Origin of the sequence: Gordonia bronchialis DSM 43247 (genome assembly GCF_000024785.1) — a bacterium.
Classification (GTDB): domain Bacteria; phylum Actinomycetota; class Actinomycetes; order Mycobacteriales; family Mycobacteriaceae; genus Gordonia; species Gordonia bronchialis.
In genome coordinates this window covers 212254-225004 of record NC_013441.1, presented here as the reverse complement: position 1 = coordinate 225004, position 12751 = coordinate 212254, and the positions used below count along the sequence as shown (strand labels likewise).

Annotated in this window: 11 protein-coding genes; 5 read left to right on the top strand and 6 right to left on the bottom strand. The window is 67.5% G+C overall.

The genetic code is table 11. The annotated features are described in order from the left end of the window. Positions 1-206: 206 nt before the first annotated feature. From GBRO_RS01010 to glf, 6 genes are all read right to left on the bottom strand, one after another. Positions 207-1196 carry an alpha/beta hydrolase gene (locus tag GBRO_RS01010; protein WP_012832148.1) on the bottom strand — a complete coding sequence of 330 codons (990 nt, stop codon included), beginning with the start codon at positions 1194-1196 and terminating at the stop codon, positions 207-209. Between the two features lie 339 nt (positions 1197-1535). Further along, positions 1536-3830: a flagellar motor control protein ZomB gene (gene zomB / locus GBRO_RS01005; protein WP_012832147.1), complete on the bottom strand. Its 2295-nt coding sequence runs from the start codon at positions 3828-3830 to the stop codon at positions 1536-1538. Next, positions 3817-4743 (bottom strand): decaprenyl-phosphate phosphoribosyltransferase, encoded by a 927-nt coding sequence (locus GBRO_RS01000; RefSeq protein WP_012832146.1) that lies wholly within the window; start codon positions 4741-4743, stop codon positions 3817-3819. The genes zomB and GBRO_RS01000 overlap by 14 nt, the downstream gene beginning before the upstream one ends. Continuing rightward, complete coding sequence (locus GBRO_RS00995) at positions 4740-5459, bottom strand: phosphatase PAP2 family protein (protein ID WP_012832145.1); 720 nt, start codon at positions 5457-5459, stop codon at positions 4740-4742. The genes GBRO_RS01000 and GBRO_RS00995 overlap by 4 nt, the downstream gene beginning before the upstream one ends. Then, the gene (locus tag GBRO_RS00990) at positions 5440-7392 is read right to left on the bottom strand and encodes a glycosyltransferase (protein ID WP_012832144.1); all 1953 of its coding nucleotides are present in this window, start codon (positions 7390-7392) and stop codon (positions 5440-5442) included. The genes GBRO_RS00995 and GBRO_RS00990 overlap by 20 nt, the downstream gene beginning before the upstream one ends. Then, positions 7393-8589, bottom strand: a complete 1197-nt coding sequence (gene glf, locus GBRO_RS00985) for a UDP-galactopyranose mutase (RefSeq protein WP_012832143.1) — start codon at positions 8587-8589, stop codon at positions 7393-7395. It lies immediately after the preceding gene. Between the two features lie 228 nt (positions 8590-8817). On the opposite strand from glf, the gene GBRO_RS00980 reads away from it, so the two are divergent. From GBRO_RS00980 to GBRO_RS00960, 5 genes are all read left to right on the top strand, one after another. Next, complete coding sequence (locus GBRO_RS00980) at positions 8818-9495, top strand: glycosyltransferase (RefSeq protein ID WP_012832142.1); 678 nt, start codon at positions 8818-8820, stop codon at positions 9493-9495. After that, entirely contained in the window at positions 9492-10493 is a 1002-nt protein-coding gene (locus tag GBRO_RS00975) for an acyl-CoA dehydrogenase family protein (protein ID WP_012832141.1), read from the top strand. Before GBRO_RS00980 ends, GBRO_RS00975 begins: the two co-directional genes overlap by 4 nt. Positions 10494-10564: 71 nt before the next feature. Next, a complete protein-coding gene (locus tag GBRO_RS00970; protein ID WP_041919657.1) occupies positions 10565-11323 on the top strand; it encodes a PIG-L deacetylase family protein in 759 nt (252 codons plus the stop codon). Beyond that, a complete protein-coding gene (locus tag GBRO_RS00965) occupies positions 11320-12042 on the top strand; it encodes a class I SAM-dependent DNA methyltransferase (RefSeq protein WP_012832139.1) in 723 nt (240 codons plus the stop codon). The genes GBRO_RS00970 and GBRO_RS00965 overlap by 4 nt, the downstream gene beginning before the upstream one ends. A 17-nt stretch (positions 12043-12059) precedes the next feature. Beyond that, a complete protein-coding gene (locus tag GBRO_RS00960; RefSeq protein ID WP_041919656.1) occupies positions 12060-12713 on the top strand; it encodes a GAF and ANTAR domain-containing protein in 654 nt (217 codons plus the stop codon). Positions 12714-12751 lie beyond the last annotated feature (38 nt).

The window sequence follows — 12751 nt, the reverse complement described above, 5'->3', positions numbered from 1 at the left end:
CACATGAGCATCATCCACAACAAACGCCTCAGGTGTTTCTTACACGTCGTCGGCGTTCGATGTGGGGACGCCACGCTGTGGCACGTGGGATTGGTGTGAATTGAGATGCTGGAGTTACTCATCCGGTGCTATCCGCACACGACAGCGCCCCCGCCCGGATCAACCGGACGGGGGCGCTGAGCGTCTCGAGAAGCGAGCGCGTCAGGTCAGCGGAAGAAGCCGCGGGCCTTGGCGTTCCAGACCATGTCCTGCCAGTAACCCCACGCGTGGGTTCCGACGGCGTCATAGGTCATCACCGGCACGCCCTGCAGTGTTGCCGCGGCCTCGAACGCCTTGCGCTGGGTCAGTGCGAGGAACTCCAGCGTCGAGCCCTTGAACAGGTCGTCGAACACGTTCGGCAGGGCGTTGTACTTGCCGAACAGGCCGTTGCCCGAGCCGGTGAAGATCTTCATCCCGTGCATGCGGTTGATGTTCAGGAACGGATCGTTCTGGTACCAGCGGGCGTCCCACGGCGGTCCCCACATGCAGTCGACGTTCCACGGCTTGGGATCGACGTCGAGCATCGCGAGCCGGATCATGGTGTGCATGCCGGGCGCGCTCAGGAAGTTGTACCCGGAGAGCGAACCCGCGCGGTCGAAGTTGCGGCGGTTCTGCGCGGCGATCGTCAGCGCGGCATTACCGCCCATCGACACGCCCATGATCGCGTACTTCTTGGACGCGCCGACGCGGAAGCCGCGCGCATCCAGTCCACGGATCAGCGTGTTGGTGATGACGCAGTTCCAGGTGTAGCGGTAGCGCTGCCCGTTGAAGTTGCTGGGCGCGTTCCAGTCCGTGTAGAAGCTGGCCGGTCCACCGATGGGCTCGACGACGTTGACGCCGGACTTCACCATCTCCTGGACGTTGGTGTTGATCTCCCAGCCGCTGTAGTCGTACTGGGCGCGCATGCCGTCGAGCAGAATGACGGTCTTGTAGTTGCCCGGACGCTTCCAGGCACGCACCTTGACACTCGGCATGCCACAGCCGTTGACCCAGAACTCCTGCTTGCCGAACTGGGTACCGCCGATACGAGCGTCGGCCTGGCCGGCTCCGACGACCACCGAGGCCATCCCGAACACGGTCATCAGGGCGACGATGGCGGCGACGAACCGGCTACTGGACCGTCTGGTCGCGCGCGGCTCGGATGCAGCTTCGTGCATGGACTCAAATCTCCCTCGTCAACCGGTCGGTCTGGGCCTTCTTCCCAGTTCACCGACCGGATCGGTTTTGCGACCGTGGTCGCCCATCCCCCGAAAGCCTGCAGCGAGACGACGATTCTCAGCCGATTCTTCGGCGTCGCTCACCGTTTCGGCAGCCTATTGCAATCCCGGAGGACAGACAAACCGTGTGATCGCAGTCACACAACGGTTGCTCTTCCTGTCAGCGACACGTTTTGGACGGTTGTCCCTGTGTCGTGGTGACCTTCTTAGCATCGTCTCAGTCCGCTGGGACGTTACCTATTCGAGACCTTGCTGGGCAAACTCGGACGGTGAGTCCGGTCACTGCGGCGGCAGCGGCGGTGGAATCGGCAGACCGCATCGCTGCAGCTCGTACTCCGGGTTGCGTTCGATGCGGTAGTCGGTGAAACGGAATGACTCGCGCAGGTTGTGCTTGAACCGTGCGAAGGTCCAGGGGTCCGTGAACGAGGCGTACCGCGCCTCGGTCTCCGGGCACTTCAGGGCCTCCTGCGCCTGCCGGACGGTGTCCTCGTCGAGGTATCCGGGTAGCACCGGGCGCCGGGGATAGGCCCCGGACTCCGCGACCACCCATTCGCTCGGCAGGATCTTGTCATGTCCGATGCGACCGTCCTCGAGACGTTCGGTGTGGGCCGCGAGCGGATAGGCCAGACCCATCTGATCGATGACGCGGACGTCGAGGGGCGCGTTCATGCTTGTCATACCGAGGTTGAGGAAGTAGACGGTGACCTGACGGGGATGCCCCTTGGGCATGACGCCCGGCATCCGCGCGACGTACCACTCGTCGTAGCTCGACGAGGGAAGGATGACCCCGCCTTCGGCGTGATACTTGTCGATCATCTCGACCATCGCGCGCATCCGCGGATAGTCCAGATAATCCTGCGCGGTGACCGGGTTCTCGTTGCCCATGTTGGTCACGTAGAAGCGTCGCTCGTCGACGATGCCGCTGCGGCCGATGTCGATGCCGGCGTTGGGCAGGACGTTCTCGTGGCAGACGATCGCCCAGACGAGGGTCGTGACCCAGAGCGCGGCCATCAGTACCGAACCGGCCAGCTGCGCGCGGATTCGGCGGCGGTCGGGCTCGGGTGCACGATCGACGTCGTCGAGTGCAGGGTCGGCGTCGTCGGGTGCACGGTCGACGTCCTCGGGTGCACGGTCGGCGGGGGCCGCCGGGGTCGTGGCGTGCAGGAAGGACTCCAGGTCGTCGGTCTCGTCGGGCGTCGACGACGACCGGTCTGCCCGCTGGCCGGCAAAGGCGTCCCGGATCCGGGCGGGCACGGTCACCGGTACCACCATCACCGGCAGCAGGAGGATGAACAGCGGTACCAGCAGGACGCGGCCGTGCATGAAGTCGCCGCCCTGACGAATCCAGTAGGTCCCACCGATCAGGCCGGCCACCACCACGGTGATGACCACCGCCTTGGGGGTCTGTAGACCGCGCGAGGACCGAGCCACCCGCTCACGCACCGAGACCGGGGCGGCGTCGGGCGTCTCGGTGCGCACACGGTAGTGCGCGAAGACACCCATCGCGACACCTGCCACGACGGCGAGGATCACCGGCAGGACCAGCACATACGGTCCGAAGAGATTGCCCAGATACACCAGGCCCTGATGCCACTTGGACCCGCTGGCGTCCTTGGCCACCGCCGGATTCGGTACCAGCAGTGCGTAATACCCCATGCGGAAGATCTGATAGCTCACCGGCACCACGGCCGCGACGACCACCACACCGACCCGCATCTTCCAGCCGAGTGGCGCGAGGAACACGAGCGCCAGGGCGACGCCGCCGAAGACAGTGAGTTCCGGGCGGATCAACGGGGCGAGGCCGGCCGTGAACGCCAAGAGCAGCGTCCAGGCCGCGGCAGAACGCGTCGATGTGGGCCCCCGGCGCGCCCACGCCACCAACTGGCACCACAGGACGGCCACCCAGAAGATGCACAGCCCGTTCTCGAGGCCGCTGGTCGCGAAGTCCCGCGCGGGAGGCAGTGCGATGTAGACGATCGAGCCGAGGGGCAACAGCAGCGTCCAGCCGTCGCCGGTGAGGCCGCCGAGTCGGCTGCTCAGCAGGCGGGCGGTCCCGTACATCGCGATCGGGATCGCGGCGACCGACAGCACGAGTGCCACCCACAGGGCGACGTACTCGAGCTGTCCGTCGGTCACCCACGCCCAGAACCACAGCAGGTAGGTCCAGGCGGTCGAGGTGTTGGCCTCCACCCGCTCACCCGCGTTGAAGACCGGGCCGTTGCCGGCGAAGAGGTTGCGCAGGGTGCGCAGGACGATCAGACCGTCGTCGGCGATCCAGCGTCGCTGCCAGGCACCGATCGCGAAGAACGTGGCGACCGTGACGGCCCCGACCACGAAGCTGACCGCCGGTACCCACTGCCGCGTTCCCCAGGTACGCAAGCCCGTCGAGGCTCGCTTCGCTGTCACCGCAGGGGGCGTGTCGGTGCTGTCGGCGGAATCTGCGGTGCTGTCGGCGGGATCGGTGATGCGGTCGAGGCGGGTGGTTGCCGCCTCGTCATCGACCTCGGGGCGCCGACGACGACCCGGCTTCTCGTCGAAATCCTGCTGCTGCGACGGCTGCTCAGGAGACTGCATAGACCGCGACACCCACGCATACTATCCACGCGATCGCCAGCAGCTGCAGGACCCGGTCGCCGAGCGCGATCTCCTCGGGCTCACCGGCCTCGCCGCCGTCGATGTCGACGGCATAGCGGAGGATGGCGATGGTGAACGGCACCATCGACACCGCATACGCGACGTTGGTGTCGTGGTCGGAGCCCTTGTCGAAGGCCCAGAGCCCGTAGAAGATGACCACCGCGGTGGCCGACAGAGTCCAGATGAAACGTAGGTAGGTCGTCGTGTAGTACTGCAGCGACTTGCGGATCTTGGCGCCGGTCCGCTCGGCGAGCTGGAGCTCGGCGTAGCGCTTACCGGCTGCCATGAACAGCGAACCGAAGGCCATCACCAGCAGGAACCACTGCGACAGGGCGATCTCGGCGGCCACACCACCGGCGATGGCACGCAGCAGGAACCCCGACGACACGATGCAGATGTCGATGACGGCCTGGTGTTTGAGTCCGAAGCAGTAGCCGAGCTGAATGACCAGGTAGACGGCGATGACGACCGCGGTCTGCCAGTTGGCGAGCAGGGCGACGCCGATCGAGCCGGCCGCGAGCACCACGGCCAGCACGAAGGCGAAGTTCCGCGGCACCACGCCGGCCGCGATGGGCCGGAAGCGTTTGGTGGGGTGGGCGCGGTCGGCTTCCACGTCCAGCGCGTCGTTGATCAGGTAGATCGACGACGCGACCAGGCAGAACGCGACGAAGGCGAAGCCGACGTGAGCCATCGCATGGCCGTTGGTCAGCGAGTCGGTACCGGCCGCGAGCGGTGCGGCGAGGACCAGGACGTTCTTCACCCACTGCCGAGGACGGACGGCCTTGATCAGTCCGGTCGCCAGATTCTTCGGCGGACCGAGCACCTTGTCGTGCTCGATCGGCTCCTCACTCATGCCTTCTCCTGCTTCCTCAGCGCCCGCAGCGCGGGCAGGGCCACCCGTGCCGTCCGGCCGGGTACCAGCGCGAGCGCCGACAACCGGGCGGCCGCACCGGCGGCGCGCGCGGCACGCGGATGCGCCCCGGCGGTGGTCGCGGCGCGTTCGGCGAGGGCGTCGACCCCGGTGATCGCACCCGCGGTCAGCGCGCCGATCGCCGCGCCGGTGACGACGTCACTCGGATAGTGCACACCGAGTACGAGCCGCGAGGTGAGCATAGGCGGCACCAGTGCGGCGGGTAGCAGCCACCTCGGTAGTCCCGCTGCCCGACCGATCAGGATGGCTGCGGCGGTGGTGGAGGTCGCGTGGCTCGACGGGAAGCTGAGCCGGCTCGGCGTCGACACCCCGACGACGATGCGCGGATCGTGCGGCCGCTTGCGGCGGACGATCCGTTTGATGACGATCGAGGCCGCGTGTGCGCCGACGGCACCGACACCGGCCTCGACCCAGCGGCGTTCGGCGACCGGGTCACCGCGCCGGACCGCCAGGACCCAGCCGAGGGCGCTCACGGCCATCCAGCCGAGTGCGTGCTCACCGAAGTGGGACAGTCCGCGTGCGGCGGGCAGCACCCCGGGCCGCTGCGCCAGCGCACCCTGCACGGCGATCAGAGCGGCGACCTCGCCGGTGGCAGCGGCGTCGGCGGGGACCACCTGATCAGTCGATTCCGAAGACACGCGCCCAACTCTCCTTGCCAGTCAGTTCCGCGTGCGCGGCCCGATACTGCTCTTTCATCTCGCCGAACCTCTCCCGGAGTTCCTTCACCAGGGCGAAGTGCTCCCGTGCCAGTTCGATCGCCTTGTCGCGGTCACGCTGCCGGTACACCACACCCCGGCCGTCGGCGGTGGTCACGGTGACCCCGTCGACGCGTCCGAGGCTGAACCAACGGGCCTCGATGGGCGGGTAATTGGCTTGCGGCACTTCGTGATGCCGCGGGTCGGCGGGACGCAGGTTGTTGCGGACGGAGGCAGCAAGGGCCTTGGCCTTGGCCACCTTCCCTTCCGGCGGGTTGGTGCCCAATGCGGTGGCCTCCCCCGACGTCCGCGGCAGTTCGGTGGCCGAATCGAGTACCACGGCGTCCGGGAACTGCTTGCGCATCTGCGCGACCTTCGGCAGCGCGGTGGGCAGCAGTTCGCGGATGTGATGTGGGCCGGCGAGGAAGTCGCGGATCGCCTCGTTCTGGATCGCGACCGTCGAGTATTCCAGGCACAGAAGGTGTTTGGCCGTGGCCTTGGTCATCGACCGTAGGATGCCGGTGATCGGTCCGTCGTGGTGCAACGACGCCACCACCAGGCGGTTACGCAGATGGAAGTAGGCCTGCCAGTCGATGGCGTCGTCCTTGTCGCTCCACGCCATGTGCCAGATCGCGATCCCCGGGATGGTGGCCGTGGGGTACCCGGCCTTGGCGGCGCGTAACGCGAATTCCCAGTCGTCCCACTTGATGAACAGCGGCATCGGCAACCCGATGGTCTCCGCGCACTCCCGCGGGATCATGCACATCCACCAGCCGTTGCCCTCCACGTCGATGCGACGATGCAGGTTCTTGGAGTTATCCCGGTCGCGCAGTGGGTATTTGGCGAAGTTGTGGTCGTATTCGACAAACGGCGCGGCGGTCCACATGAACTTGTTGCGGTCGATGACCTCGCCCATGCAGTGCAGATGGCTGCGGTCCTGCAGGTTGAGCATCTGCCCGCCCACCAGCATCGGGGTCTTGGCGAACCGCGACATCGCCAGGGCGCGCAGGATCGAGTCGGGCTCGATGGCGATGTCGTCGTCCATGTACAGCACGTACGGGCTGTCGGTGAGCCGAAGTGCCTCGAACATGATCCGGGCGTAGCCGCCGGACCCGCCGAGATTGCCCTGATCGAAGACGCGCAGCCGATCGGCAAGTCGCGCAGCGGCTTCGGTGTATCCCGGTTCGTCGACGACCTTCTTGGTGCCCTGATCGGGCATCAGCACGGCGTCGAGAACCTCGTCGACGAGGGGATCGGAGGTCAGGGCGCTCAACGCGGCCACCGCATCGGTGGGGCGGTTGAAGGTGGGGATGCCGACCGTGATGCCCACCCGGTCCGCACCGTCGGGCGGGTCGATGGGCGCGTACCAACCGGCCGATAGGATCTCGGTGTCGGTGTCGGTGGTGACGTCGAACCAGATCCAGCCGCCGTCCTCGAACGGTCCGAGGTCGAGCTCGAATTCCGCTACGCCGCGGCCGGTCTCGTCGGTCGTGATCAGATCGCCGCCGATCCCGATGCGTGAGCCGTCGATCTTGGACCGGTAGAGGTCCACCCGGCAGGAACCGATGACCTCGACGCGCAGGACCACCGACTCCAGGATGCTCCAGCGCCGCCAGTACGCCGCCGCGAACGCATTGAAGTACGCCTCGAAGCTGACCTGGGATTCGGCGCCGAGCGACACCGCGGTGCGCGAGGGTGCGTGCGCCCGGCGTGCGTTGCGTTCATCCTCGACGAGGTAGAGCGACCGGACGTCCAGCGGCTCTCCCGGGCGCGGCAGGATCACCCGCTGCAGAAGGGATTTCGCGTTCGACGGGCCCTCACCGGCGGCCGGTATGTCGGTCCGCGAGTCGGACTGGCTCACTTCGGTCACTGTCATCTACTCCGCCCCATCGAGCGCGACACCATCACGCAGGTGTGGTGCCAGCGTGTTGTCGAACATGGTGAGCGCGCTGGCGATTGCCATGTGCATGTCCAGATACTGGTAGGTCCCCAGGCGGCCACCGAAGAGCACCTTCGACGACGCGGTCTCGGTCCGCGCCAGGTCGCGGTACTCCGCCACCATCTTTCGGTCCTCGGGGGTGTTGATCGGGTAGTACGGTTCGTCGTCGTCCTTGGCGAATCTTCCGTATTCCCGCATGATCACCGTCTTGTCGTCGGGATAGGTGTCACGTTCGGGATGGAAGTGCCGGAACTCGTGGATGCGGGTGTAGGGGACGTCGGCGTCGTTGTAGTTCATCACCGGGGTGCCCTGGAAGTCGCCGGTGTCGAGGACCTCGGTCTCGAAATCCAGTGTGCGCCAGCCTAGTCGACCCGCCGAGTAGTCGAAGTAACGATCCAGCGGCCCGGTGTAGACGACCGGTGCGTCCGGATTGGCGGCACGCAGTTCGTCGCGGACGTCGAACCAGTCGACACCCAGACGCACCTCGATGCGCTCGTCGGCGGCCATCTTCTCCAGCCACGCGGTGTACCCGTCGACGGGCAGCCCCTCGTAGGTGTCGTTGAAGTAGCGGTTGTCGAAGGTGTAGCGCACCGGTAGCCGGGTGATGTTGCCGGCCGGCAGGTTGGTGGGATCGGTCTCCCACTGCTTGGCGGTGTAGTGCTTCACGAACGCCTCGTAGAGCGGACGCCCGATGAGGCTGATCGCCTTCTCCTCGAAGTTCGCGGCGGTCTTGGTGTCGAATTCGGCGGCCTGCTCGGCGATCAGCGCCCGCGCCTCGTCGGGGCTGTAATACCGGCCGAAGAACTGGCTGATGAGGCCGAGTCCCATCGGGAACTGGTAGGACTGCCCCTTGTACATGGCGAAAACGCGGTGCTGGTAGTTGGTGAAGTCGGTGAACTGGTTGACGTAGTCCCACACGCGCTGGTTGGAGGTGTGGAACAGATGCGCCCCGTAGCGGTGGACCTCGATACCCGTGGTGGGCTCGGGCTCGGAGTAGGCGTTGCCGCCGATGTGGTCGCGCCGGTCGAGTACCAGGACCCGTTTGCCCAGCTGTGTCGCCGTCCGCTCGGCGACGGTGAGTCCGAAGAACCCGGATCCGACGACGATCAGATCGAAACTTCCACTGGTTGCCACGGGTCCTCAGGGTAACGGACCCAACCTGAGGATTGTCCGAGCGGGAACGCGCTGATCGCTGGCCGCTGTCGCGGCCGGAGGGGTAATGTTTGCCAGACCGGTCTGGAGCAGTCGGGCCCGCGCTCGCCTTCGACCTGTTCAGGGGCCTCTGTGACCATTCTCGACTCTGCTTGGTGCGACGATCGCGCCCGGCCCGCACCGGCCCGGCGGCCGATCGATTCCGTCGTCGTGGTGGTGCCCGTGCACAACGAGCGTCGCCGGCTGCCTGCCTGCCTGACCGCGCTCGACGCTGCCGCGGCCGCGGTACCGCAGCGGGTGCGGGTGGTGGTCGTGCTCGACGCCTGTGACGACGGTTCGGCGGAGCTGGTCGGTGATCACATGTCGAGGGTGCGCATCGACGCCCAGAACGTCGGCGCGGCCCGTCGGGCCGGCTTCGCCTCGTTGCGGGAACTGCCCGATCCGGCTGCCACCTGGTTCGCGACCACCGACGCCGACTCCGCCGTCCCATCCCACTGGTTGCGCGCCCACCTCGCCGCGGCGGACGGCGGTGCCGACGCCTATGTGGGAACGGTGACGCCCACCGACTTCGACGAGTGGCCGTCGGGGACCGCCGAGCGCTACTTCGCCGGCTACGACGACACCCCCGGTCACCGGCATGTGCACGGCGCCAACCTCGGCATCCGCGCGTCGGTCTACACCGCCGTCGGGGGGTTCGCCCCGTTACCCGCCCATGAGGACGTCGACCTGGTCTCCCGGCTGACCGATGGTTCTCGGTCGCGCTACGACGGACCCGTCGAGATCTGCTGGGATGCCGGCGCACCGGTCCGTACCTCCACCCGCCGGACCGGCCGGGTCGCCGAGGGGTTCTGGACGCATCTGCGTGACCTGTCGGGCAACCGTCGATGACCGCACCCCGGGCACGTTCGATCGTCACCGCCGAGGGCTTCGGCCTGCCGCGGCCCGGTTCCGGACGCACCCGTGAACGTTTCGCCGAACTCACCCGGTTCACTACCGAGGACATCTCCACCGGACGTCTCGTCGAGGCCCACGCGGACGCCGATGCCATCCTCGGCGAGATCTGCGGCGGCGGCACCGGACCCGGCGAATTCTGGGCGGTCTGGGCGTCCAATCCGCCCCAGACCCGTGTCGATGCGATCCGGGAGCAGGGCGGCTGGCGGCTGAACGGCACCAAGCCGTGGTGTTCGGGCGCCGGGCACTGCACGCATGCGCTCATCACCGCACATACCGATGACGGCGACCGATTGTTCGCGGTGAACCTCGATCAACCCGGTATCGAGGCCGACGGATCGGGATGGCACACCGCGGGCATGCGCGACTCGGAGACCGCCACCGTCTTCCTCGACGGTGCGTCGGCCGAGCCGGTCGGTGCGCCCGGCCGCTACCTGGAACGACCCGGCTTCTGGCACGGCGGGATCGGGGTGGCCGCCTGCTGGTTCGGTGGGGCACGACGCGTCGCACGGCCGCTGTACCGGACGGCCGTACGACGCGACGACGAGATCCTGCGCATGCATCTCGGCGCCGTCGACGCACTGCTGGCCGGCGGATGGGCCCACCTGATGGCCGCGGCCGACGCCATCGACGCCGACCCGGATGCCTCCGCCACACGGCTGGCGCATCAGGTCCGATGGTCCGTCGAACAGATCGCGACCGCGGTCATCGACCGCGTCGGACGGGCTCTGGGTCCCGGACCGTTGGCCGGCGACGCCGAGCACGCCCAGGCCGTCGCCGATCTGCAGGTCTACATTCGCCAGTCCCACGCCGACCGGGATCTGGTGACCCTCGGTTCTGTTGTCGCGGGATCACTCTCGGGCACCATCCCCGGGCCGACGGCCTCGACGACCACGGCTTCGAAGACCTCGCCCTCGAAAGGAGAACGTCGGTGACATCGGACGCGTTGCAACCGGTCGGAGAACAGTCGGGATCGACGGGCACGGGGTCTTTCGGGTCGGTATCGATGACGCGGATGGCCGCGATGTCGCCCACCGACGCGGGCACCCCGGAACCCACCTGGCTGAACTGGTTGTCGAGCCACGGACCGTGGACCGCAGTCGAATTCGAGGTCGACCGGCTGGTGGTGCTGGCCGCCCATCCCGACGACGAGGTACTCGGCGCCGGCGGCATGATGGCCGACGCGGCCCGGGCGGGAGTGGAGGTGGTGACGGTCTGCCTGTCGGACGGCTCCGGCTCCCATCCCGGCTCGCCGACGCTGACCCCCGAACAGCTAGCGGTCCGACGCCACGCCGAACTCGACGCCGCCACAACCATTCTCGGGCTCGACACCCCGCGGTGGCAGGGGCTGCCCGACGGCGAGCTCGCCGCCCACCAGCAGCAGATGACAGGGATCGTGAAATCCGTGCTCGACGAGCAGCCCGACGCGGTCACCGGCCTGCTGTCGGTGTGGTGCCACGACGGTCATCCCGATCACGAGGCGGTCGGGCACTGCGCGCAGGCCCTGGCCGCCCGGCGCGGCATCCCGCTGTGGATGTATCCGATCTGGATGTGGCACTGGGCATATCCGGGCGACCCGGGTATCCCGTGGCAGCAGATGCGCACCCATCGGCTCGATGACGACGTGCTGGCCGTCAAACACGCCGCCGTCCGCTCCTTCGAGTCCCAGATCGGTCCCCTCTCACCCGCCCCCGAAGATCAGCCGGTGCTCGGACCCCACATCCTGTCGCATCTGTTGCGTGAGCAGGAGTTCGTCTTCGTATGAGCGCTCGCGCAACGTCCAACACCGGTATGCCAACCGGCTACTTCGGCGCCATGTACGCGAAAGACGATGATCCCTGGGGGTTTTCGTCCCGCTGGTACGAGTACCGCAAGTACGCGCTGACCATGGCTTTGCTGTCCTCACCACGGTATGAGTCGGCCTTCGAGCCGGGGTGTTCCATCGGAATCCTCAGTGCGGCACTGGCGGAACGCTGTGATGAACTGATCTGTACCGATCTCAGTTCGCGGGCCATCGAGCTCGCGAGCGAGAACCTCGCGCCCTACGGCGAGCGGGTCCGGGCCTACGTGGCCGACGTCGTCGACGACTGGCCGGCCGGGCGCTTCGACCTGATCGTGCTCAGCGAACTGCTCTACTACCTCGACGACGCGTCGCTGACCACCGTCGTCGATCGTCTACCCGATTCGCTCACCGCCGACGGCGAGCTGGTCGCGGTGCACTGGCGCTGGCCCGTCGGCGAGTACCCGCGCACCGGCGACGACGTCCACGAGGTCCTCATGGCCTCCGACCTGGTACATCGTGGCGGCTACGCGGACCGCGACTTCCGCGCCGACGTCTTCACCGCCCGCCCGCTGCCCTCGGTCGCCGAGAGTGGTGGCCTCGTCGGCCCACCGGAGGACGGCATGAGCAATAATCGAGGAGCCACGATCAACGGCCACACGGGGCAGGGCAGACCATGGAGCGACAGGAGGCGGCTGTGTTGACGGATTCGGGTTCGGAAATGGCGCGCATCGCCAATGAGCTTCGCGCGCAGAGCGACGACACCGAGGCGGTGTTGCGCAAGACGTCGAAGTACGCGGTCGACACCCTGCCCGGGGCCGAGTACGCGACCGTGACCCTGGTGACGGGCGGGAAGATCGAGTCGCCGGTCATCGTCGGCGACCTCGGGGGGCAGGCCGACGAGCTGCAACGCACCCTCGGGGAAGGCCCGTGTGTGCGCGCCGCCGTCGACTCCGAGACGGTGTGGATCGACGACATGCGCGTCGAGACCCGCTGGCCGCGGTTCGCGCCCGCCGCAGCCGATCTCGGCATCGCATCGATGGCGTGCTTCTGCCTCTACATCGACGGCAACGACTTCGGCGCACTCAATGTCCACAGCACCACGCCCGGTGCCTTCGACCGCGACGCCCGACTCGTCGGCGAGTTGTTCGCCGCCCATGCCGCGACCGCCTTCGGCGCCGTCCGCGAGAAGGAGCAGCTTCGCGCCGCGCTCACCTCGCGCGACCTCATCGGTCAGGCCAAGGGCATGCTGATGGAGCGCTACCAGATCGACGCCACCGCCGCCTTCTCACTGCTGGCCCGGCTCTCCCAGGACTCCAACACCAAGCTCGTCGAGATCGCCGCGCGGATCATCGAGGCCGGCCCGGGTAGCTGAGTGGGTGCGGGGTCATCGTCCATGTGAACGATGACGTT

Excerpts from the sequence above, each read along its gene's own strand:
- GBRO_RS00965 (WP_012832139.1), top strand. The coding sequence starts at position 11,320 with ATGAGCGCTCGCGCAACGTCCAACACCGGTATGCCAACCGGCTACTTC.
- GBRO_RS00970 (WP_041919657.1), top strand. The coding sequence starts at position 10,565 with ATGACGCGGATGGCCGCGATGTCGCCCACCGACGCGGGCACCCCGGAA.
- GBRO_RS00975 (WP_012832141.1), top strand. The coding sequence starts at position 9,492 with ATGACCGCACCCCGGGCACGTTCGATCGTCACCGCCGAGGGCTTCGGC.
- GBRO_RS01010 (WP_012832148.1), bottom strand. The coding sequence starts at position 1,196 with ATGCACGAAGCTGCATCCGAGCCGCGCGCGACCAGACGGTCCAGTAGC.
- GBRO_RS00960 (WP_041919656.1), top strand. The coding sequence starts at position 12,060 with ATGGCGCGCATCGCCAATGAGCTTCGCGCGCAGAGCGACGACACCGAG.
- GBRO_RS01000 (WP_012832146.1), bottom strand. The coding sequence starts at position 4,743 with ATGAGTGAGGAGCCGATCGAGCACGACAAGGTGCTCGGTCCGCCGAAG.
- zomB (WP_012832147.1), bottom strand. The coding sequence starts at position 3,830 with ATGCAGTCTCCTGAGCAGCCGTCGCAGCAGCAGGATTTCGACGAGAAG.
- GBRO_RS00990 (WP_012832144.1), bottom strand. The coding sequence starts at position 7,392 with ATGACAGTGACCGAAGTGAGCCAGTCCGACTCGCGGACCGACATACCG.